The following is a 21,362-nucleotide window of genomic DNA, read 5'->3' as shown; positions in this document are numbered from 1 at the left end:
CTCGGACTGGAAACCAAGCATGACATCAGACATTTCAAAAGAGCTTGAAGCACGGTTTAAGCTTGCGCAGGACGTTGCGCGCGAGGCAGGTGCACTGGCACTTGATTACTTCAATCGTCGCGAGACGCTGGTGATTGAAACCAAGCGTGATCCGCAGGATGTGGTGTCCATCGCTGACCGCAATGTCGAGCAGTTGATCAATGAACGTGTATCGGCAGCTTTCAGCGACGATGGCTTTTTGGGCGAGGAGTATGGGCTGCATGTGGGCAGCTCAGGCTATACATGGGTGGTTGATCCCATTGATGGCACCAGCCCTTTTGTGAACGGAATGCCGAACTGGTGCGTTTCCATTGCCGTGCTGAAAGATGGCGAGCCGGTGATCGGTGTTATTCAGGCACCTTGCTTTGACGAGCTTTATGCATCCGCCAAGGGGCAGGGTGCAACGCTTAATGGCAAAAAGCTTGTGCTTGATGAAACGCGCACAATTCGCAACGCGGTGACGGGCATTGGCGCCAATAATTACGTAACGCCGCAGGTTGTTGCGAAAATTGTGGAAGATCTGCTTGAAGCAGGCGGTACATTCATTCGCAATGGTTCTGGTGCGCTGATGATTGCCTATGTGGCAGCAGGTCGCTTGGTGGGTTATTACGAGCCATATATGCACGCTTGGGATTGTATGGCGGGTTTTTGCCTCGTCCGCGAAGCAGGCGGCTATGCGCATCCATTCCCAACGGAAGGGGAGCAACTGACCAAGGGTAGCAAGGTTTTTGTTGCAGCACCGGGTGCTGTGAATGATCTTAAAAAGGTTGCACAGCTTTAAAAAAACAAGCCCCGGAAATCCGGGGCTTATCTTTATGTTGATGGGTTATCGCGCTTATAAATCCAGTCGTGATCAGGGTGGTTTTTAAATCGCCATTTGCGGATGGGACCGGCCATGACGTTGAGATAATACATCTCATAACCATAGGGCGCGCCGCATGGGTGATGCCCCTTTGGCACCAGAACAACATCGCCGTCAGAAACGGCCATGGTTTCATCGAGACTGCCATCTTCGGTGAAGACACGCTGAATACCATAACCCTGCGATGGGTTGAGGCGATGATAATAGGTTTCTTCCAGATAGGTCATATCCGGGAAGTTATCTTCATCATGCCGGTGCGGCGGGTAGGATGACCAGTTGCCCTGTGGTGTGAAGACTTCCGTTACCAGAAGGCTGTCGGCGACATCCCGGCCTTCCATGGCAATGTTGAAGATGTTGCGGGTATTCGCACCGTGTCCACGCGTATCAAATGTCAGGCCCTCCGGCCCGAGTTTTTGTGCCTTGCGGCCCGGTTTGCCGGGTGCGGTGCAAACAGCAAGCACGCAATCGGTTGTTGCTAACGCATCCCAGTCGCTTTCAGCGGGCACATAAAGACAATGCGGAGCGAGTTTTTCAAACACGCTCATCCGCTCGCCCATTTCGCCGAAATCTTCTCCAGATGCTTTGAGCCTTGCCTTGCCTTCGACCAGTACCAGAATGACTTCCCGGTCGCCGGTTTTCTCAGAAGCGCTTTCACCAGCTTTCAGGTGATAAAGGCCAAAACCGACATAGCCCCAATGGGCGTTTTCCGGCGTGATGTCGTGCACCTTACCATGCTTGCCATTGGGTTTGCGTAACAGATTGGCCATAGCTCAGTCTCCTTTGTCTAACCCTGCTTCGCGCGCAAATGCTTTGAGCGATTTCAGCCCTAGCGACTGATATTCAAATGGAGTGCGCACATCTGGGTCCTGCTCGGCTTCGATCACAAGCCAGCCCTGATAGCCATGCTGGGCTGCGACCGTAAGCACCGGTACAAAATCGACACCGCCTTCATCATCGCCCGGAACCGTAAATACGCCGCGGCGCACACCTTCCAGAAAAGACAGGCTCTGGTCGCGTACCTGTGCCGCTATCGCCGGGCGGACATTCTTGGCATGAATATGCCGGACACGTTGCATATGGTTCTTTGCAACGCGTTCAGGATCACCGCCGCCAAACAGGCAGTGGCCGGTATCGAGCAGCAATTTGGCATGTGGGCCGGTATGTTTCATCAGAAGGTCAATCTCGTCTTCGCTCTGAACAATCGTGCCCATATGATGGTGATAGACGAGTGCAATACCCTGTGCGCTCGCATATTCGGCCAGTGCTTCTACACCTGCACCAAACTCTGCCCAGCGTGCTTCTTCCAGCACCGGACGTTCTAAGAGCGACTTGCTCTCGTCGCCATGAATGGCATTCGACGTTTCGCAAACGATGATGACCTTGCAGCCCATGCCGTTCAGAAGATCAAGCGTCGGCTGCATGGCAGCCTTCTCATCCTCAACGGAATTGGTCAGAAGATTGAGTGAATGCCAGCCAGAAACGTAACGCAGATTGCGTGGTTCGAGTACTGCTTTAAGTTCCGCTGCAACCTGCGGAAATTTATGACCTTTTTCGATTCCGTCGAAGCCGATTTTTGAAGCCTCATCAAGGCATTGATCAAGGCTTATATGCGCGCCAAGGCTGCGATCATCATCGTTTGACCAGGCAATCGGGTTGGTGCCATAGAGGATCATCGGTCAGTTTCTTTCTTTGATCTGAGCTTCATAATTTTCACGCGCGGCGCGTACTTGTTCGCGGTCCGAGACTTCCGGCACAGCCACGTCCCACCACCAGCCGCCGGTTTCAGGCGTCGGGTAAGGATCGGTATCGATGACGATAACTGTGGTGCGCGGGCTGTTGCGCGCTTCCGCCAGCGCATCTTCCAGTTCACGGATAGAGCCGACTTTTTGACTCACGGCACCCATCGCAGCCGCATGGGCTGCGAAGTCGATGTTGAATGCATTCACATGGGTTGTGTGGTCGAGCAGATTGTTGAACTCGGCACCGCCGGTCGCCATTTGCAAACGGTTGATGCAGCCATAACCGCGATTATCGGTCAGCACGACTGTGATCTTGATGCCCATCATGACCGCGGTAGCCAGCTCCGAATTGGCCATCATATAGGAACCGTCGCCGACCATCACGATGATGTCGCGATCTGGTTCAGCCATCTTGATGCCAAGTCCGCCAGCAATCTCATAGCCCATGCAGGAGAAGCCATATTCCATGTGATAGGACATCGGGCGACCGGCTTTCCAGAGCTGGTGTAATTCACCCGGCATGGTGCCAGCCGCGCACATGACGACGGTATTTTCTTTTGACTGACGCTGCACTGCGCCGATCACCTGCATGTCTGTGGGAAGCTGGTTGGCATCACCGGGGGTCGCCGTGAAACGGTCCGCTGCTTCAAACCATTTATCTTTTAGACTGCGGTCGAGGGAGGGGCGTTTATAGCCCTTCAAAGAGTGCGACAGTGCCTCCAGCCCGATCTTCGCATCTGCTACAAGCGAGATCGAACCTTGTTTGTGACTGTCATAAGGTTGAACATTGAGCGAGAGCAGCTTTCGGCCCGGATGTTTGAACAATGCCCACGAGCCAGTGGTGAAATCCTGAAAGCGTGTTCCCACCCCAATGACCAGATCGGCGCTTGCTGCAACTGCGTTGGCACTGTCTGCACCAGTAACGCCGACCGGACCGAAATTGAGCAGATGATCCCAAGGCAAAGCCGATTTGCCGGCCTGTGTTTCGATAACCGGAATATTGTGGGTTTCTGCAAAGCTTATCAGTGCTTCATGGGCACCCGAATAATGCACGCCGCCGCCCGCAACGATAACCGGGGTCTTGGAAGCTTTGATTGCGGCAATTGCCGTTGCCAGTTCATTTTCATCGGCTGGCGGTCGCCGCCAATGCCAAACCTTTGGCGCGAAGAACTCTTCCGGCCAGTCATAGGCTTCGGCCTGCACATCCTGACAGAGAGACAGCGTGACAGGTCCGCAATCCGCAGGATCGGTCATTGTACGGAAAGCGCGCGGCAAGGCAGTCAGAAGCTGCTCGGGGCGGGTTATGCGATCAAAATAGCGGCTTACGGGGCGGAAACAGTCGTTGACGCTAACCGTTCCATCGTTGAAATCCTCGATCTGCTGCAAGACGGGATCGGGACCGCGATTGGCGAAGACATCGCCGGGAATGAACAAAACCGGCAGACGATTGACATGGGCGAGTGCCGCGGCTGTGACCATATTGGTTGCGCCGGGACCGATGGAGGAGGTGACAGCGCAAGCGCGTTTGCGACCCAGTTGTTTGGTATAGGCGATGGCCGCGTGCGCCATGGTCTGCTCATTTTGACCGCGCCACGTCACGAGCCTGTCGCGGATGCCATGCAGTGCCTCGCCAAGCGCCGCCACATTTCCATGGCCAAAAATCGCCCAGACACCAGCAATAAAAGGCTCGCCTTCGGGTGTCATCTGATTGGCAATATAGCGCACGAGAGCCTGTGCCGCTGTCAGTCGAACGGTGTTCATCTTTCCTCCCAGCGGAAATCCGCTTTCTCGCTATTTCAGATTCAGGCCTCCACCTGTTTCCGAGATGCGTTTATTTCTGTCGCAGCCTATCCCAAAGATCACAGAAACCGCGATAACGTTTTGCCATTTCGCCAACGGCATCCGTATCGCTTATCTTATCCGCAAGCCATTGCCGCGCGACATCTCCCAGAATGGTTCGACCAATGGCAAAGCCCTTCACCAGATCAAAATTGGCAGCAACTTTCAGGCTTGCTTCGAGTTCTTCCGCAGGCGCATCAAGCCCTAGAACGACAATGCCGCGCGTATAAGGATCATTGCGGGTTATGGCATCGCAGGTGTTTTGCCATGCCTGTTTGGTCGTAAGCGGTTCAAGTTTCCACCAGTCCGGATAGACGCCAATTTCATAAAAGCGTTCTATGACTTTGGCGGTGCTCATGTCATCGACAGGGGCAACCTTGGATGGAATGACTTCCAGCAGGAACTCCAAGCGATTACGCCGAGCGGCAGTGAAAAGCCGCTGCACGGTTTCTTCCTGCTGCATTTTCACAGTGTCACTGTCATCCGGGTGATAAAAGCAAAGCACTTTCACGACATGCTCAATAGGCCATTCAACAAGACCGCCGCAATCGGGACCGAGTTCGGGTTCTAGTTCCAGTGGTCGCGAGCCGGGCCATTCAGTTGGGCGTCCGATCCAAAGGCCAGTTCCAGCAGCACGATAAAGCGCGTCGCGCCCAAGCCTGCTGTCACAAAGGATGCCGTAGCCGTTTTGCCCGTCTGAAACCTCTAATGCAGCATTCAGGCACAATTCTTTGAATTGTCCGACTTTTTCATCGCTCGCACCGGCTTCCAGCGCCATCTCTTCAAGCTGAATACGATGATCAAAAGCGAAGACACGTATATGCGGCCAGTCGCCATTGCGGTTGGTTGACCAGTGCACCTGTTCGAGCGCCTGATCCTTGCGCAAGGCCTTGTCTCGAATGCCGCTTCGCAAGAAATATTGTAGCTCTTCCCAGCTAGGATAAGCCGGTGTGCAGCCATGACGCGATACGGCAAAGGCACCACAGGCATTGGCGAACTTCAGGCTGGTCGGCCAGTCTTCCCCCTTTAGCCAGCCGCGCAAAAGGCCAGACATGAAGCCATCACCCGCACCAAGCACGTTGAAAACTTCAATCGGAAAGCCTTCACCCGATTGTCCCTCGTCGAGATCGTCGGGAATGTTGCCTTCAAAAACCACAGCGCCCATCGGCCCGCGCTTACAAACCAGAGCGGCCTTGGTAACTTCGCGAACCGCTTTGAGCGCCTCAAGCGTATCGGTCGAACCGCCCGCGATATGGAACTCTTCCTCTGTGCCGACGATGAGATCAAACAGATGCAATGTCGATTGCAGCTTCTTGGTGACGGCAACGGATTCTATGAAGCGGTTCTCACCATCGCCATGGCCGGACAGCCCCCAGAGATTGGGACGGTAATCAATATCGAGCACCGTGCGGCTTTGATTTTCTCGCGCCAGCTTCAAAGCTTTGAGTACTGCTGCTTCCGTGCGCGGATGCGACAGATGCGTGCCGGTTGCCAGCACGCATCCGGCCTCGGCAATGAAGTCTGGATCAATATCATCCTCGCAAAGCGCCATGTCGGCACAGTTCTCGCGATAAAAGATCAATGGGAAATGTTCCTGATCGCGGATGCCGAGGATGACAAGTGCTGTCAGACGCTGCGGATCGGTAACAATGCCGCGTGTATCCACGCCTTCACGCGCAAGTTCGTTGAGCAGAAAGCGCCCCATATGCTCGTCACCCACGCGGGTTATGAGGGCAGATTTGAGACCCAGCCTTGCAGTGCCTGTTGCGATGTTGGTGGGGGAGCCGCCAACATATTTGTTGAAGGATGACATGTCTTCCAGAAGACCGCCAACCTGTGCGCCATAAAGATCTACCGAAGATCGGCCAATCGTAATCAAATCCAGCCGCTTCATGAAAGCCCTCCCTGGCGCATGTTTGTTTTATAGCTTGGAATGGCTGCTCGTGACTCAGAAGGTGCAGCAACCGTTCTATTTTTTATTAAAATAGATTTATTATTCTATTTCAACTGAAAAATAGAATGGTGATCTGCTTTTACGCGAGATTACGTTTAAGACTGGCGTGACGTGCCGACAGCCACTGAAAGCGTGATGGCGAGACAAAGCGTTGCCGAAAGCGAGCGGAACGCACCAAAATCAACTTCCGAAACCAGCAAAGACTGTGTGGCAAATCTGCTCATGGGGCTGACAATCGTGTCGGTGATCGCAATAACATCAATGCCACGCGCATGTGCACTTTCTGCCATGGCGATTGTTTCAGGGGAATATGGCGAAAACGAAATGGCAATCAGTACATCTCCTTTGCGGATTGCGTGCTGGTTTTCGAGCTTGCCGACAGTGCTGTGCAGCATGGCCGGAACCTGCATTTTTTCAAGCGCATAGGCGAGATAGCTTGCAACCGGAAATGCCCGGCGAACGCCAATAATATGGATAGTCTCAGCACGCGCGAGACGTTTGACTGCATCTTCCAGCGCTTGCGGCTCAATGGTTTTTAGAAGACTTTCAAGCGATGTGCGTCCCGCTTCAGCAAACTCCGCCAAAAGGGCGGGGGGGCTGCCTGCCGCGGTTTCGCGCAGATGTTCAAGACGCGTGGAATAATCGGGCCAGCCACCAGCATAGGATTCGCGAAACAGCTTCTGCATTTCCGAAAAGCCGGAAAAACCCAATATCTGGCAAAAGCGCATGAATGCCGAACTCTGAACGCCTGCGCCTTCTGCCATTTCAGCGACCGTCGAAACAGCAATGCGATCCTGATTGGCTGCCACAAAGTCCGCGCATTGTTTCAGGCGCTTGGGCAGGCGGTCTGCGACTTCGAGCAGTCTTGCCTCGAAGTCCTTGACACTGGAAGGTGCATTTGGTTGCGCAGCAGGGGCTTGTTCGGTGTGCATCGCCATCCTTTCAGACACGGTCTCTTGACATCCTGTATATCACAATCTAGCAAAATAGAATAAATATTCCATTGCACTTCCTTTCCTGCAATAGTCGGGAAATATGCAAAACGGAATAGGGAAACTGTTTATCGGTCAATCGAGGATGACCGTTTTGGGAGGTTGAAAGCAATGGTAACACGTCTTGCTCTGCTCGGTGCCGGTCGTATCGGCAAAGTACATGCGGCTGCAATTGCATCGGACAGGCGGGCGCAACTTGTCGCTGTTGCAGACGCCAACCCTGATGCAGCCAAAGCAATCGCTGATGCAGCAGGCGCGGAAGTGCGCACCATCGACGAGATTGAAAAATCAGCCGATGTGGATGCAGTGCTGATCTGCACACCCACCAACACTCATGCCGATCTGATTGAGTGTTTCTCCCGTGCTGGTAAAGCCGTGTTTTGCGAAAAGCCGATCGATCTCAACATTGAGCGCGTGCAGGCTTGTCTTGGCGTTATCAAAGAAACCGGCGGTAAGGTTATGCTCGGCTTCAACCGCCGTTTCGATCCGCATTTTGCGGCAGTGCGCAAGGCGATTGACGATGGGCGGATTGGCAAGGTGGAAATGGTCACGATCACCAGCCGCGATCCGGGTGCGCCGCCTGCGGAATATATCAAGGTTTCTGGCGGTATTTTCCGCGATATGACAATTCATGATTTTGACATGGCGCGTTTTCTGCTGGGCGAAGAGATTGAAACTGTATCAGCCTCTGCTTCAGTTCTGGTCGATCCAAAAATCGGTGAGCTTGGTGATTTCGATAGTGCCAGCGTAATCCTGACCACAGCGTCCGGTCGTCAGTGTGTGATTTCCAATTCGCGCCGAGCTTCCTATGGTTATGATCAGCGCATCGAAGTGCATGGGTCGGAAGGTGCGGTTTCTGCAGAAAACCAGCGTCCGGTTTCCATCGAAGTGGCTTCAAAGGATGGTTATACACGCCCGCCGCTGCACGATTTCTTCATGACGCGCTACACGGATGCTTATGCTGCTGAAATCACCTCGTTCATTGATGCAATTGATGGCGGCAAGGCACCCAAACCGTCAGCGGATGACGGTTTGAAAGCCCTGGCGCTTGCAGAAGCAGCCCTTCTTTCGGTGAAAGAAGGGCGCGCTGTGAAAGTTGCGGAAGTTCTGGTCTAAGCACGCATTTTCATTTGCCTTTTTTCGAAATCGGTTGCGATATGCGAACATGGCTTATGAAATAGACACGCTGCCGCTCGACGCGCTTTTTGTGCCTGTGGCCAATGCCACAGCCGCACTTACAAGGCTTGACGAGCGGCTTTCCCGTTCTCCGATCCGCGATGGTATGCTGGAGCGTATGCATTTCCAGGACGCGGTTGCTTCCATGTGGCTTGAAGGTGAATTGGTCCATCTGGAAGACCTTGTTCTCCATGATGCACTTATGGATAGCCGCACGCCAAGTCATGCGCTGACAATCGCTCATTCCGTGTTGCGTTTGCGCAGGCAGATTGCAAGCCGCTCGGCGAGCTGGGCTTTAAGTGCTGCCGGTATCCAGCAATTGCTGGGCCGCAGTATCGACGTGCGCACGGAAATGACCAAAGACTATGACGAACCGATGCCGGGCGATAGCGACCCTCTGTTTGACGATATTGATGCTCTGCTGGCTCGCACGGATGCTCTGCTCAAAGGGGTTGTTCAGGAAAAGCCAACACGGCAATCGCCAGAGATCGATCCACTTCTTTATGATGATGACTGGAATGAAGAAGCGCGCTTGCAGGAATGGCGCGATGTCTTTGATAAAACTGCCGGTTTGCCACCGCTTTTGCGTGCAGCATTGGTGCATGATGCGTGGTTTTCTCTGGAGGTGGTACAGCGTTCATCATGGGTTGGCCGCTTGCTCACAGCGGCTTTTCTGCGCCAGTCAGCTATTGCCACAGGGCATTTGCCAGCGCTGAGTATCGGCTTGCGTCTTAAAAGACCAGACGAGCGTCGTGCGCAAAGCCGGCTTGTCAGGTTGAAAACTTTCTTGGCGTCCATAGAGGAAGGCGCAGAGGTGAGTATGAAAGAGCATGACCGGCTAATGCTTGCTCGTGAGCAGATGCAGCGCAAGCTCAAGGGCCGTCGTTCCAACTCGCGGCTCCCCCAGCTCGTTGATATGATAATACGAAGTCCGCTTGTCTCAACGCAGATGGTTGAGAAAGAGCTTGAAGTGACTTCACAGGGGGCGCTCAAGCTGATCGTCGATCTTAATTTGCGGGAAATTACAGGCCGCGGACGTTTTCGTGCCTGGGGTCTTTTGTAGCCTATCTTTTCATGCATTTGCTGCGCAGATGGGCCGCGAAAAGCTGAAACTCATTGCGCCGTGCGGCATTTGCCCGCCATACCAAAGCAAGTGAACGGAAATTATGTTGTCCTTCAAAAGGCACGATGCTGATTTCGCTGCCACGCGTCACACCAGCTTTGATGGCCACCTCTGGCAAAAGCGTGACGCCCATCCCGAATTCAACAAGCTGTACCAGCGTCATGATACTTGTTGCATGAACATCACTGCCAGCCTGTGTGGGTTGTGAGCCAATGGCTGCCATCACGTGCTCGCGTAAGCAGTGGCCTGTTTCAAGCAGGAGAAAAGGCTGATCCTGAAGATCATTTGCGTCGATGCGATCACGGTTAGCAAGCGCATGATCTCTTCGCACTGCAAGAAAAAACGGATCTTTGCCGATTTCCGCAACTTCGAAGTCGTCAAGATCATAGGGATGAGCAACCAGTGCCACATCAAGCGTGCCAGACCGCAGGCTGTCGAGCAAAGTGCGTGTCAGTCCTTCGCGAACGCTTAATTGCAGTTCAGGAAATGCCTGAGCGGTCGCAGGAAGAACTTTTGGTAGCAAAAATGGCGCGATAGACGGAATCACTCCCAATCGAAGACGCGTCGTCAACGGGCGTTCAGCCTGCTTTGCGTATTCGGGCAGCTCTTCAATCGACGCCACAATTTCCTGCGCGCGGTTCAGAAAATCTTCCCCCGCAGGCAGCAATTGCATGCGTCGACCTGTGCGGTCGATGAGAGTGACCCCGATTTCAGCCTCCAAAGCCTGAATGGCAGCACTGAGCGTGGATTGGGTAACGCCAACCGCCTCGGCAGCGCGTGAAAACGATCCTGCTTTCACAAGCGCAATGAAATAATGGAGTTGGCGCACACTGATGTTGAGCATTTTCTGACACTTGCTTTCATCGTTTTAAACGATGGATTTGATCGTTTTAATCGCTTTGACCGAATGGGTTGGAATGCCTATATATAGGGAGCAAGCAGATAGTTCTGAAATTTCTGAATTTTCTGCATAACAACGAATTTACAGGCAGGTATGAGATGCTCGGTATCGGTGACAAGCTTCCTTCTTTCAAAGTAACTGGCGTAAAGCCTGGCTTCAACTTCCACGAAGAAAATGGCGTTTCGGCTTTTGAAGACATCACCGAAACAAGCTTTGAAGGCAAGTGGAAGGTTATCTTCTTCTATCCTAAGGACTTCACTTTCGTCTGCCCAACGGAAATCGCAGAATTTGCTCGTCTGGCTTCGGATTTTGAAGATCGTGATGCGGTTGTTCTCGGCGGTTCGACCGACAACGAATTTGTGAAGCTCGCATGGCGCCGCGATCACAAGGATCTCGACAAGCTGCCAATCTGGTCGTTCGCGGACACCAACGGTTCACTGGTCGATGGCCTCGGCGTTCGTTCACCCGATGGCGTTGCTTACCGCTACACCTTCGTTGTTGATCCCGACAACACGATCCAGCACGTTTACGCAACCAACCTCAATGTTGGTCGCGCTCCGAAGGACACGCTGCGCGTTCTCGACGCTCTGCAGACCGATGAGCTTTGCCCATGCAACCGCGAAGTCGGTGGCGAAACGCTTAAGGCTGCTTAATCTGCCTTCAATTGCATGAGACAAGGCGGGTTAAGGCCCGCCTTTTGTTTATCAAGAGCTGACAAATTAAAGAGGGTTCCATGTCCATTGATGATCTGAAGTCAAAAATCCCGGATTTTGCCAAGGATGTTCGTCTCAATCTTTCCTCTATGGCAAGCGATGAAACGCTGACGCCACAGCAGAAATATGGCCTGTTCATCGCCTGTGGTATTGCTTCGCGCAACGCTGATGTACGCAAGGCGTTGGTTGCTGAAGCCACTGGGAAAATTGATGCCACAGTTGTTCAGGCTGCAAAATCGGCCGCGACGATCATGGGCATGAACAATGTCTATTATCGTTTCGTGCACCTTGCCACCAATAAAGATTATCGCACCATGCCAGCCAAGCTGCGCATGAATGTGATTGGTAATCCGGGTGTGGATAAGGTTGATTTCGAACTGTGGTCGCTGGCTGTTTCGGCAATCAATGGTTGTGGCATGTGCATTGATGCGCATGAAGACGTTTTGCGCAAAGCAAACGTGACGGCCGAGGTCATTCACACTGCAGCACGTTTCGCGTCGATCATTCAGTCGGTTGCCATTGCTCTGGAAGCCGCCGACACCGAATAGGTTTGAGTTCTCCAAAAAAAGCCCGCGCGGAGCGATCCACGCGGGCTTTTTTGTTGCGGTTCAATACAGCTTAGTTGTCGCGCTTGAACGAGATAAATGCGAAGCCAATCAGCGAGACGACGGCAGCAGCAGTCATGTAGTAGCCGACATAGGCAAAGCTATAATGGGTCGCGAGCCACGTTGCGATATAGGGGGCAACCGATGCGCCAAGAATGCCTGCCAGGTTGAAGGTCAGCGAAGCGCCGGTATAGCGAACCGAAGTCGGGAATGGTTCAGCAAGAGCCGCACCAATCGGACCATAGGTCAGCCCCATCAGCCCAAAACCGATTACGAGGAAGAGAAGAACGCCAGCTGTTCCGCTTAAGAACAATGGAGCCATGAGGAAGCCGTACAGACCAATGAGGAGTGTGACGATGATCATCACAGGTCGCATGCCGTATTTATCGGAAAGCAACGCTGCAACCGGAATGGTGAGGCCGAAGAAGATCACACCGACCATTTGCAAGATCAAAAACTCTTCACGGCTATAACCGAGTGCACGCGTGCCCCAACCAAGCGAAAACACGGTCATGAGGTAGAACAGAACGAAAGTTGCAACAGCGCCGATCGTTCCGAGGAACAGGCTTGCCTTATGCTTTTTGAAAAGTGTTGCGACGGGAACTTCAACGCGTTCAGCCTTGTCGATCGCCTTCTGGAATTCCGGCGTTTCCGCAATCTTCAGACGGATGAAGAGGCCAACACCAACCAGCAAAGCGCTCGCGATGAAGGGAATACGCCAGCCGAACGACATGAACTGTTCTTCAGTCAGGAACTCGGCAAGGATCAGGAAGATGCCTGTTGCGAGAATGAAGCCGACAGGCGCACCGAGCTGTGGGAACATACCGTACCATGTACGCTTGCCTTCCGGCGCATTTTCGGTTGCGAGCAGGACTGCGCCGCCCCATTCGCCACCAAGGCCAAGGCCCTGACCCAGACGGCAGAGAGCAAGCAGGAGAGCCGCCCATACGCCGATGGATTCATAAGTAGGCAGGAAACCGATGGCGACTGTAGAAATACCCATTGTCATCAGGGCTGCGACGAGCGTTGCCTTGCGGCCCACTTTGTCACCAAAGTGACCGAAAAGAGCGCCACCAATAGGTCGTGCGAAAAAGGCAATCGCAAAGGTTGCGAGCGACTGCAGCAGCGCGGAGTTGCCGTCACTGGCCGGGAAGAAAAGGTGCGGGAAAACGATAACCGCAGCCGTTGCATAAATATAAAAATCAAAGAATTCGATTGTTGTGCCGATCATGCTCGCGGCCAGAACGCGGCGCGCAGAATTTTTCTTCGGAACAACTGCCTGAGCTACAGTCATTGTTTCTATCCATATTTGTGGGCCGATAAATGTGTGGGGGGAGGCCCGAGATGTGCCTTCTTAGTGCCACAAAATACGAAACCGCAAGCTTAAAAGGGCTATCACGTAATTTTCTGATTTCGAATGTGGTGTTTTCGAAACAAAATGAACGCATGAGGTAATTTCAGGGAAAATGTCTGCGGCCTTTCAATTGCCTTAAGCCAGCCTTAAGCTGAAACTCAGAACATGGAATCACTATGACTCTGCAAGCCTTCAGACGCAGCAATATTGGTATGCGTTTTCGCAAACATTCTGTTTTGCGCATGCCTTCCCGTATGCTGATTGCTCTGTTCTCGTTGTTGTTTCTGGTTTCAACCCAGCTTTGTTATGCCATGGCGCATGATCGACCGCAGACGATAACTTTCACTGACTGTCACACGACTGTGCCGGTTGCAAAGCATGATGGTGGGCATTCAATGCCGATGGATCATGGCAAGAAGGCATCTGCCACCTGCGTAATGATGAGCTGTGGCGGCATCATACAGTTTAACTCCAGTGTCGCTTTGTTCACGCCCGATCACGAATTCGGCCTGCCGCCACGCGTCGCAGCATTGAACAGCAGCGATCCCTTCGGCGTTCTTCGACCTCCAATATCCAGCCAGATCTGATCTTTTGAAATGCTGTCGGTTTTTCGGCAGCAATGAGCGCATCGTGAAGTTTTCGATGCGCATTGATAGAGATTTATCTGGAGAATGATTATGAATAATATGACTCGCCGTCGTCTTTTGACGCTTGGAGTAAGTGCTGCTGCCTTATCCATCGTCCGGCCTTTTGAGACGTTTGCGCAAGGCACCCATCAGCATCACATGCAGCACGGTGCAGCCAGCACACAGGCAACAGTGCAGACTTTGCCTATTCCGACTTTAATTGAACCCGATGCAGCCGGTGTGGTGAAGCTGACTGTCCAGAAGGGCCGCCATGCTTTCACGCAAGGCAGCGATGCAGCATCTGCCGGAATAAATGGCACCTATCTTGGGCCGGTCGTTCGCCTTAAAAACGGGGAAGCTGTCACGCTTTCAGTCGAGAACGGTATGGATGAAGGCACAACGCTTCATTGGCATGGTCTTTTCGTTCCATCAGCTCTTGATGGTGGGCCGCATAACGTCATTGCCGCAGGCACTCGCTGGGAGCCGAAAATTACGGTCAACCAGCCCGCTTCGTTCAATTGGTTTCATCCGCATCTGCATGGTGACACTGCGCGACAGGCACATATGGGCATTGCCGGGTTGATGATCGTCAGCGATGGCAAGGATGGTGAGCGTGGTTTGCCTGAAACCTATGGCGTTGATGACATACCGCTCGTTTTGCAGGACCGCAGGGTTATCGATGGCGATAAGGTTTACCAGCCCGACATTATGGACCTGATGCATGGTTTTCGCGGCGACAAGCTCATTGTCAATGGCGTTATTGCGCCGCAAGCGCGCGTTCCCGCCTCAGTCGTTCGATTGCGTATTCTGAACGGTGCCAATGCGCGCAATTTTCACATTCGTCTTAGCGATGACCAACCGTTACAAGTCATCGCGTCGGACGGAGGCTATATAACGGCGCCCGATCCGGTCAAGCGCCTGACAATCAGTCCGGGCGAGCGTTATGAGGTGCTGGTCGATTTTTCCAAATCGAAAGATATAATCGATCTGCTGACAGCCAGTGATGACAGTGATGGCGATGACCAGCCTTTGATGCAGTTCATCATCGATGACAAAATCGAAGGTGCAATCAAAACCTTACCGGCAAAGCTTGATGGGCCGGAACAGCCGGATGAACAGCTTTCTGTTCGCAGACGGGCATATTTCTTCGATGAGCGTATGGCCGAGAACATGAAGCTTATGATGGGCGGCATGTCGAGCGATCCCCATTCTGGTCACAACATGGCACCCCCCAATATGGCAACCATGAGTGATCATGATATGCATAGCGGGCGAAGCAATGCTGATGCCGGGCCTGCGTTGCACGCTTTAACATCTGGCGTTCAGATGGCGATTGCGAAGAAGCCTTTCGACATGAACCGTATCGATGCGGAGGTTAAGCTTGGATCGTGGGAGATATGGGAGTTAACGACGAAAGAAATGGCGCATCCATTTCATATTCATGGAGCATCGTTCCGCATCCTTACATTGAATGATGAGGCGCCGCCACAGCATCAATCCGGGTGGAAAGACACGGCGCTGATTAACGGCAAGGCAGAAGTTCTTGTGCATTTTGATCGTGAAGCGACGCGCGATCACCCGTTTATGTTCCATTGCCATGTGCTGGAGCATGAAGACGTCGGCATGATGGCCCAGTTTGTTACGGTTTAAGTAACGAACTCACTAAATCCAGTGCGCGATACGGATCTTTGATCCGTCCGAGGAACGCGCGATATGGAACGGCGGCGGATCGACAACTGGTCTTTCGCCGCCGACCATATCAGCAACCAACCGCTTCTCGCGCTCACCTCGCGAAGCCGCTTGGGCTGCATAAGTTTCGAACGGGACTGACTCTTTTGTTGAAATGCCGTTCTGTAGCAGCTTTATTCGCTGTTTAGCCGCGATATCACCCTCACCGTAAGACGAGACGCTTCGCATTTTGAACGTGTTTAAAGAGAGAGTTTGATTCTCAGCGATTATCCGTGGCTTTTCGCACATAGGTGGGGAAACTGCGCATCGATCAACATAGACACCGTTGAGCTCGTATAGATGCGGAGTATCAGGAGAAACTTTTTCAATTGTTGCTTCTAATTTACAACAAGTGGAACTTCGAATCGAAGATTATCTAATAGAATCAATAATTTAAATAAGAAACCTACAAAAAAACTGGAGCGGGCGAAGGGATTCGAACCCTCGACCCCAACCTTGGCAAGGTTGTGCTCTACCCCTGAGCTACACCCGCTCGCGCCAGTCTTCTCTGAGAGAAGTCGTTTCCGTTAGGCAGGCGCTATATGGACTAATGATTTGCGGATTGCAACAGGGAATTTTACGTTTCGACGAAGTTATTCACAAAGCTTCAAAAGCGATTGTCCTAAGTGGGTGGCAGTTCCCAGCAGACCGTTGGCTGCGGCACTTCTGGCATGTGGGGCTGGCTATGCGCGTTGATTTCACCAGTTCTAGCCTTGCAAGCGATCAAAGTGTCGATTTGGAGGACTGGCCGACAGCCTGCTGTTAATCCGCGTGGCACATCGTTCTTATCGAATCGTGTCTGCGCGTGCTGGCTTGCCGCATGTTGATCTGTTGGAAATTGTGATCCAGCATATGGAAAACGGTTCTGAGGAAATCAGGCGGTTGGCCATAAAATTCAGAGACATCACTGGAGCCGTTGTAGCAAAAATCCCCAGCTGTTTTGCTTGGTATAATGCGTGAAAACAAACAGATAGAGCATTTTCAATTGCTCAGTCAAAATAGGAAGCGCTTTAGCCAGTAATTGCCAATTCTCATTTTCTAATCCGCTGAAAGCCTGTCAGGGGACGCGCCGTTTTTGCATTGACTGATTTTGTATCCAGGATATTGTGTCCAAAAGTTGGGAGGCTTTTCTTTGGCAGTTTTTGAGTGGCGCAGTCAGACCCGTTTGCTGGACGAAGTGGCTGAAGCACTTCGCGAGCGAATCTATGCGGGCGTTTATGCACCGGGTGCGATTCTTCGTCAGGAGCATATGGCTGCTGAATTTGGCATCAGCCGTACACCGCTGCGCGAAGCTTTGCGTGTTCTTGAGCGCGACGGCCTGGTCATTCATTTGCCGGGACGGGGTGTACGTGTGGCTTCGGCTGATCTCACACGCCTCATTGATGCTTATGCCGTGCGTGAAGTGCTTGATGGTGTTACTGCCCGTTTTGCGGCTGAACGGGCGACGGATGCGGATATTGCGGCCCTGCGCGCGCTTGTTGCGGGGCAGGGCGCTGTCGTCGATCCATGGGACCCGAAAGCTTACACGCAGTCCAACGTTGATTTCCATATGGCGATTATGAATGCAGCGGGCAATGACTCACTCATTCCCTTTGTTCCACTTCTTCGAATGACATCCCAGGTGTTTGCGCCGTCTTTTTCACTCTCGGCTGACAGGGCACGTGAGGCGATCCGCGAACATGGCGCAATTGTTGAAGCCATTGCCGCACGTAATGGCGAAGAAGCCGAAAAGCTGGCGCGGGCACATATTCGCGCAACCACGGCGAGACTGGAGGCTGAAAGACCTCTGCGGGAGAATGAAAATGAAACATGAAAACACAACCGGCGGAGCAGGTCTTCTGCGCTATGGCAATTTCATTGCAGGTCAATGGCAGGACGCTGTCGGTGGCGAGCTTATTACCCTTAAAAACCCCTCTGACGGCAGCGATCTGGCGCTGATTGCACGTGGTACAAAAGCTGATATTGATCTGGCTGTCGCTTCTGCGCGTTCAGCACTTTCGGGTGATTGGGGTAAGCTTACGGCAACGGAACGCGGCCGGGTTCTGCATCGCATTTCCGAGGAAGTACTAAAAAACATCGATCTCCTGACTGATCTGGAATCAAAAGACGTTGGCAAGCCGGTGACGCAGGCACGCGCCGACGTGGTGGCACTGGCGCGCTATCTGGAATTTTACGGCGCTTCCGCCGACAAGGTTCATGGTGACACACTGCCTTACCAAAATGGCTTTACGGTTCTGAGCATCTATGAGCCACATGGTGTGACTGGTCACATCATTCCTTGGAATTATCCGATGCAGATTCTTGGCCGCAGCCTTGGTGCAGCGCTGGCCATGGGCAATGCGGCAGTGGTGAAGCCAGCCGAAGAGGCTTGTCTGACCATTCTTGAGTTTGCGAAAATTGCTGAAAAAGCCGGTCTGCCAACAGGCGCATTGAATATTGTAACCGGGCTTGGTGCGGAAGCGGGCGCGGCCCTGTCCGAACATCCCGACATCAACCACATCTCCTTTACCGGATCTGTCCGAACTGGTGAGGCTGTACAGGCGGCTGCTGCGAAAAACACGGTGCCCGTAACGTTGGAACTTGGCGGCAAGTCGCCACAGATCGTCTTTGCCGATGCGGACCTTGATCGCGCCGTTCCGTTTCTCGTCAATGCCGGCATTCAGAATGCGGGTCAGACCTGTTCTGCTTCATCACGTATTTTGGTCGAACGCAGCATTTACGAAGACGTCATTGCCCGAATGAGTGAACGCTATCGTGCTTTGACAGTTGGACCGGCCAGCACTGATCCCTCTGTTGGCCCAGTTGTGTCGCAGCGTCAGAAGGCAATTGTCGAGAGCTATCTTGCGCTTGCAAAGCAGGATGGTCTGTCCATTGCTGCTCAGGGTGAGATGGTCGCAGATGCGCCGGAAGGTGGAGCCTATGTGCTTCCGACATTGATCCGGGATGTGCCCGCTGATCACCGTTTGGCACAGGAAGAAATTTTCGGTCCGGTGCAGGTTATTCTACCTTTTGATACCGAAGAAGAAGCCATCGCGATTGCCAATGGCACGCACTATGGGCTTGTTTGCGGTATTTGGAGCAATGATGGCAGTCGTCAGTTCCGCCTTGCACACGCTATTCATTCCGGTCAGGTGTTCATCAACAATTACGGAGCCGGCGGTGGCATTGAACTGCCATTTGGTGGTGTGAAAAAGTCCGGTCATGGCCGCGAAAAGGGCTTTGAGGCACTTTACGGCTTTGCCTCGCTGAAAACGATCTCCGTGTATCACGGATAAATATCGCAGTTTCAGGAACAATGGGAACCGGTTTCCCGTCTGAAAATGCGCAGGAAATTGCATTTTGGAGAATGACAGTGTCGCTTGAAGGTAAGGTCGCGCTCATTACAGGAGCAGGTTCGGGATTTGGCGAAGGCATGGCAAAGCGCTTTGTTGCAGGCGGCGCGAAGGTCGTTATCGTCGACCGAGATAAAGTGGGAGCCGAACGTGTAGCGGGAGAAATCGGTGATGCAGCACTCGCTGTCGCCGCCGATATTTCGAGCGAAGCGGATGTGGATGCAGCTGTCGAGGCTGCAATTTCGAAATTCGGCAAAGTTGATATTCTGATCAACAATGCCGGTATCGGACATAAGCCGCAAAGTGCTGAACTGGTTGAGCCCGATGAGTTTGATCGCATTCTGGGCGTCAATGTGCGTGGCGTTTACCTTATGACGCGCAGGCTGATTCCGCATTTCAAGGCCAATGGGGAGGGGGTCATCCTCAATGTTGCCTCGACAGGCGCGGGGCGTCCGCGGCCGAATCTCGCCTGGTATAATGCCACCAAAGGCTGGGTTGTTTCTGTAACCAAAGCGCTTGCAATCGAACTTGCACCGGCAAAAATTCGTGTTGTCGCGCTCAATCCGGTTGCGGGTGAAACACCGCTTCTGACCACATTTATGGGCGAAGACAGCGAAGAAATCCGCAAAAAATTTCGCGATTCCATTCCGATGGGCCGGCTTTTGAAACCTGATGATTTGGCTGAAGCTGCGGCTTTCCTTTGCTCGCCTCAAGCCTCTATGATTACAGGGGTTGCGCTCGACGTGGATGGCGGGCGTTCGATTTAAATAATTATAGGAAAAGGGGAGTCATGGGTAAGCTGCTGAAAGCCGGGCTGATAACAGCCACGATGCTGGCATCGATCAACGGTGCTTTTGCAAAAGACACACTGGTGGTTGGCGAAGTGCTGGAGCCGCCGGGCCTTGATCCGACGGCAAATGCTGCAGCTGGTATCAGACAGGTTACCTATGCCAATCTTTATGAAGGTTTGGTGCGTATTGTTGAAGATGGCACCGTCAAACCGCTTCTCGCGGAAAGCTGGACGGTGTCCGACGACAAGAAAACCTATACATTCAAGCTGCGCGAAGGCGTGAAGTTTCACGATGGCACGCCGTTTGATTGCGCGGTGGTAAAGTTCTCCTATGAGCGTGCAGTCGCCCCAGATTCCACCAATGCGCAGAAGGGCCTTTTTGAGCCGATCGCAAGCACACAATGTCCTGATCCTGCGACGGCTGTTGTCACCCTCAAACGCCCAAGTTCGAACTTTTTGTTCAATATGGGGTGGGGCGATGCAGTAATGATTGCGCCTAATTCTGCACCTGACAACAAGACCAAGCCGGTTGGCACGGGTCCGTTCAAGTTCAAGCGCTGGGTACAGGGCGATCGCGTAGAGCTTGAACGCAATCCCGATTATTGGGGCGAGCCTGCAAAGCTCTCAGCCGTCACTTTCCGTTTCATCAGTGATCCATCGGCTGCCGCAGCTGCCATTCTTGCTGGTGACATTGATCTGTTCCCGATGTTTCAGGCACCGGAGCTGATCAGCCGTTTTGAGAGTGATGACAAGCTGCATGTTGAAGTTGGTGATACGGCAGGCAAGGTTCTGCTGTCGCTTAACAATGCAAAAGCACCTTTCGACAATGTAAAAGTTCGTCAGGCACTGGCCCACGCTATCGACAGCAAGGGCCTGATTGAAGGCACTTACGCCGGGTTTGGTACGCCAATCGGATCACATTACGCGCCGGTCGATCCGGGCTATGTCGATTTGTCGGAAACCTATCCTTATGATCCGGCGAAAGCAAAACAGTTGCTGGAAGAGGCCGGTATTCCGGCTGGCACGTCAATCACCATCACGCTCCCACCACCGGCCTATGCGCGTCGTGGCGGCGAGATCATTGCCGCGATGCTGGCAGAAGTCGGTATTCAGGCCAATCTGGTGCCAATGGAATTTGCGCAGTGGCTTGATCAGGTGTTCAAGCGTTCGGATTTTGATGCGACGATCATCGCGCATACCGAACCGCGCGATCTCGATATCTATGCGCGTGATAAGTACTACTTCAACTATAACAGCCCGGAATATAAGGCGCTCTACAAAGCCTATGCCGAAGCTGGCAGTGATGAAGAACAACTCGAAATCGTCAAGAAGCTACAGGAAAAGCTTGCCGCCGATGAGCCGAATATCTTCCTTTATGCGCTGCCAAAAATTGGTGTGTGGAACAAGAACGTGAAGGGTGTGTGGAAGAATATGCCGATCCCAGCGAACGATCTCACACAGGCATACTGGGAAAACTAAAATGGTTTCGCCCCGATGCGTAATGCAAAGGGGCGAATACTGACACGAAGAATGGCTATGCGCTCCATAAAAACAAGGGGAAGGCGCTTGGCAGATTGGAATGTGGAAAG

Annotated in this window: 18 protein-coding genes and 1 tRNA gene; 11 read left to right on the top strand and 8 right to left on the bottom strand. The window is 52.8% G+C overall.

The window, feature by feature from the left end:
• Window positions 1–19 precede the first annotated feature (19 nt).
• Complete coding sequence (locus OPR82_RS08625) at window positions 20–820, top strand: inositol monophosphatase family protein (protein ID WP_265984308.1); 801 nt, start codon at window positions 20–22, stop codon at window positions 818–820.
• Between the two features lie 32 nt (window positions 821–852).
• Here the strand turns inward: OPR82_RS08625 and iolB are convergent, their stop codons facing one another.
• From iolB to OPR82_RS08600, 5 genes are all read right to left on the bottom strand, one after another.
• Window positions 853–1,668 (bottom strand): 5-deoxy-glucuronate isomerase, encoded by an 816-nt coding sequence (gene iolB, locus OPR82_RS08620; RefSeq protein WP_265984307.1) that lies wholly within the window; start codon window positions 1,666–1,668, stop codon window positions 853–855.
• Window positions 1,669–1,671: 3 nt separating this feature from the next.
• Window positions 1,672–2,574 carry a myo-inosose-2 dehydratase gene (gene iolE / locus OPR82_RS08615; protein ID WP_265984306.1) on the bottom strand — a complete coding sequence of 301 codons (903 nt, stop codon included), beginning with the start codon at window positions 2,572–2,574 and terminating at the stop codon, window positions 1,672–1,674.
• 3 nt (window positions 2,575–2,577) lie between these two features.
• The gene (gene iolD, locus OPR82_RS08610; protein WP_265984305.1) at window positions 2,578–4,401 is read right to left on the bottom strand and encodes a 3D-(3,5/4)-trihydroxycyclohexane-1,2-dione acylhydrolase (decyclizing); all 1,824 of its coding nucleotides are present in this window, start codon (window positions 4,399–4,401) and stop codon (window positions 2,578–2,580) included.
• Window positions 4,402–4,471: 70 nt separating this feature from the next.
• Window positions 4,472–6,373 carry a bifunctional 5-dehydro-2-deoxygluconokinase/5-dehydro-2-deoxyphosphogluconate aldolase gene (locus OPR82_RS08605; protein WP_265984304.1) on the bottom strand — a complete coding sequence of 634 codons (1,902 nt, stop codon included), beginning with the start codon at window positions 6,371–6,373 and terminating at the stop codon, window positions 4,472–4,474.
• A 155-nt stretch (window positions 6,374–6,528) separates the two neighbouring features.
• On the bottom strand, window positions 6,529–7,365 hold the full coding sequence (locus tag OPR82_RS08600) for a MurR/RpiR family transcriptional regulator (RefSeq protein WP_265984302.1): 837 nt from the start codon (window positions 7,363–7,365) through the stop codon (window positions 6,529–6,531).
• A gap of 171 nt (window positions 7,366–7,536) precedes the next feature.
• Between OPR82_RS08600 and iolG the strand changes: the two genes are divergently transcribed.
• Together iolG and OPR82_RS08590 are read left to right on the top strand one after the other, a co-directional pair.
• Window positions 7,537–8,541 (top strand): inositol 2-dehydrogenase, encoded by a 1,005-nt coding sequence (iolG, locus tag OPR82_RS08595; RefSeq protein ID WP_265984300.1) that lies wholly within the window; start codon window positions 7,537–7,539, stop codon window positions 8,539–8,541.
• A 49-nt stretch (window positions 8,542–8,590) separates the two neighbouring features.
• Window positions 8,591–9,664 (top strand): RHE_PE00001 family protein, encoded by a 1,074-nt coding sequence (locus OPR82_RS08590; RefSeq protein WP_265984298.1) that lies wholly within the window; start codon window positions 8,591–8,593, stop codon window positions 9,662–9,664.
• 1 nt (window position 9,665) lies between these two features.
• Here the strand turns inward: OPR82_RS08590 and OPR82_RS08585 are convergent, their stop codons facing one another.
• On the bottom strand, window positions 9,666–10,568 hold the full coding sequence (locus OPR82_RS08585; RefSeq protein ID WP_265984297.1) for a hydrogen peroxide-inducible genes activator: 903 nt from the start codon (window positions 10,566–10,568) through the stop codon (window positions 9,666–9,668).
• 155 nt (window positions 10,569–10,723) lie between these two features.
• Between OPR82_RS08585 and OPR82_RS08580 the strand changes: the two genes are divergently transcribed.
• Both OPR82_RS08580 and OPR82_RS08575 read left to right on the top strand, forming a co-directional pair.
• The gene (locus OPR82_RS08580; RefSeq protein WP_265984295.1) at window positions 10,724–11,278 is read left to right on the top strand and encodes a peroxiredoxin; all 555 of its coding nucleotides are present in this window, start codon (window positions 10,724–10,726) and stop codon (window positions 11,276–11,278) included.
• A gap of 80 nt (window positions 11,279–11,358) precedes the next feature.
• Window positions 11,359–11,886, top strand: coding sequence for a carboxymuconolactone decarboxylase family protein (locus OPR82_RS08575; RefSeq protein WP_265984294.1), 528 nt, complete (start codon window positions 11,359–11,361; stop codon window positions 11,884–11,886).
• Window positions 11,887–11,956: 70 nt separating this feature from the next.
• Here the strand turns inward: OPR82_RS08575 and OPR82_RS08570 are convergent, their stop codons facing one another.
• On the bottom strand, window positions 11,957–13,237 hold the full coding sequence (locus OPR82_RS08570; protein ID WP_265984292.1) for an MFS transporter: 1,281 nt from the start codon (window positions 13,235–13,237) through the stop codon (window positions 11,957–11,959).
• 236 nt (window positions 13,238–13,473) lie between these two features.
• On the opposite strand from OPR82_RS08570, the gene OPR82_RS08565 reads away from it, so the two are divergent.
• Both OPR82_RS08565 and cueO read left to right on the top strand, forming a co-directional pair.
• Window positions 13,474–13,884, top strand: a complete 411-nt coding sequence (locus OPR82_RS08565) for a hypothetical protein (protein ID WP_265984291.1) — start codon at window positions 13,474–13,476, stop codon at window positions 13,882–13,884.
• Window positions 13,885–13,974: 90 nt separating this feature from the next.
• A complete protein-coding gene (gene cueO / locus OPR82_RS08560; RefSeq protein WP_265984290.1) occupies window positions 13,975–15,573 on the top strand; it encodes a multicopper oxidase CueO in 1,599 nt (532 codons plus the stop codon).
• 496 nt (window positions 15,574–16,069) lie between these two features.
• Here cueO and OPR82_RS08555 read toward each other — a convergent pair.
• Window positions 16,070–16,144: transfer RNA gene (locus OPR82_RS08555), tRNA-Gly, on the bottom strand.
• 639 nt (window positions 16,145–16,783) lie between these two features.
• On the opposite strand from OPR82_RS08555, the gene OPR82_RS08550 reads away from it, so the two are divergent.
• From OPR82_RS08550 to OPR82_RS08535, 4 genes are all read left to right on the top strand, one after another.
• Complete coding sequence (locus tag OPR82_RS08550) at window positions 16,784–17,464, top strand: GntR family transcriptional regulator (RefSeq protein ID WP_265984288.1); 681 nt, start codon at window positions 16,784–16,786, stop codon at window positions 17,462–17,464.
• The gene (locus OPR82_RS08545; RefSeq protein ID WP_265984286.1) at window positions 17,454–18,926 is read left to right on the top strand and encodes an aldehyde dehydrogenase family protein; all 1,473 of its coding nucleotides are present in this window, start codon (window positions 17,454–17,456) and stop codon (window positions 18,924–18,926) included. The genes OPR82_RS08550 and OPR82_RS08545 overlap by 11 nt, the downstream gene beginning before the upstream one ends.
• A gap of 77 nt (window positions 18,927–19,003) precedes the next feature.
• Complete coding sequence (locus tag OPR82_RS08540) at window positions 19,004–19,750, top strand: glucose 1-dehydrogenase (RefSeq protein ID WP_265984284.1); 747 nt, start codon at window positions 19,004–19,006, stop codon at window positions 19,748–19,750.
• A gap of 23 nt (window positions 19,751–19,773) precedes the next feature.
• The gene (locus tag OPR82_RS08535; RefSeq protein ID WP_265984282.1) at window positions 19,774–21,252 is read left to right on the top strand and encodes an ABC transporter substrate-binding protein; all 1,479 of its coding nucleotides are present in this window, start codon (window positions 19,774–19,776) and stop codon (window positions 21,250–21,252) included.
• Window positions 21,253–21,362: the final 110 nt, after the last annotated feature.

The sequence above is a fragment of the Ochrobactrum chromiisoli genome, assembly GCF_026241335.1.
GTDB lineage: Bacteria > Pseudomonadota > Alphaproteobacteria > Rhizobiales > Rhizobiaceae > Brucella > Brucella chromiisoli.
This window is presented reverse-complemented; position numbering and strand designations above follow the sequence as displayed.

Excerpts from the sequence above, each read along its gene's own strand:
- OPR82_RS08570 (WP_265984292.1), bottom strand. The coding sequence starts at position 13,237 with ATGACTGTAGCTCAGGCAGTTGTTCCGAAGAAAAATTCTGCGCGCCGC.
- OPR82_RS08585 (WP_265984297.1), bottom strand. The coding sequence starts at position 10,568 with ATGCTCAACATCAGTGTGCGCCAACTCCATTATTTCATTGCGCTTGTG.
- OPR82_RS08600 (WP_265984302.1), bottom strand. The coding sequence starts at position 7,365 with ATGCACACCGAACAAGCCCCTGCTGCGCAACCAAATGCACCTTCCAGT.
- OPR82_RS08545 (WP_265984286.1), top strand. The coding sequence starts at position 17,454 with ATGAAACATGAAAACACAACCGGCGGAGCAGGTCTTCTGCGCTATGGC.
- iolD (WP_265984305.1), bottom strand. The coding sequence starts at position 4,401 with ATGAACACCGTTCGACTGACAGCGGCACAGGCTCTCGTGCGCTATATT.
- OPR82_RS08605 (WP_265984304.1), bottom strand. The coding sequence starts at position 6,373 with ATGAAGCGGCTGGATTTGATTACGATTGGCCGATCTTCGGTAGATCTT.
- OPR82_RS08565 (WP_265984291.1), top strand. The coding sequence starts at position 13,474 with ATGACTCTGCAAGCCTTCAGACGCAGCAATATTGGTATGCGTTTTCGC.
- OPR82_RS08535 (WP_265984282.1), top strand. The coding sequence starts at position 19,774 with ATGGGTAAGCTGCTGAAAGCCGGGCTGATAACAGCCACGATGCTGGCA.
- iolE (WP_265984306.1), bottom strand. The coding sequence starts at position 2,574 with ATGATCCTCTATGGCACCAACCCGATTGCCTGGTCAAACGATGATGAT.
- cueO (WP_265984290.1), top strand. The coding sequence starts at position 13,975 with ATGAATAATATGACTCGCCGTCGTCTTTTGACGCTTGGAGTAAGTGCT.
- iolB (WP_265984307.1), bottom strand. The coding sequence starts at position 1,668 with ATGGCCAATCTGTTACGCAAACCCAATGGCAAGCATGGTAAGGTGCAC.
- iolG (WP_265984300.1), top strand. The coding sequence starts at position 7,537 with ATGGTAACACGTCTTGCTCTGCTCGGTGCCGGTCGTATCGGCAAAGTA.
- OPR82_RS08625 (WP_265984308.1), top strand. The coding sequence starts at position 20 with ATGACATCAGACATTTCAAAAGAGCTTGAAGCACGGTTTAAGCTTGCG.
- OPR82_RS08590 (WP_265984298.1), top strand. The coding sequence starts at position 8,591 with ATGGCTTATGAAATAGACACGCTGCCGCTCGACGCGCTTTTTGTGCCT.
- OPR82_RS08575 (WP_265984294.1), top strand. The coding sequence starts at position 11,359 with ATGTCCATTGATGATCTGAAGTCAAAAATCCCGGATTTTGCCAAGGAT.
- OPR82_RS08580 (WP_265984295.1), top strand. The coding sequence starts at position 10,724 with ATGCTCGGTATCGGTGACAAGCTTCCTTCTTTCAAAGTAACTGGCGTA.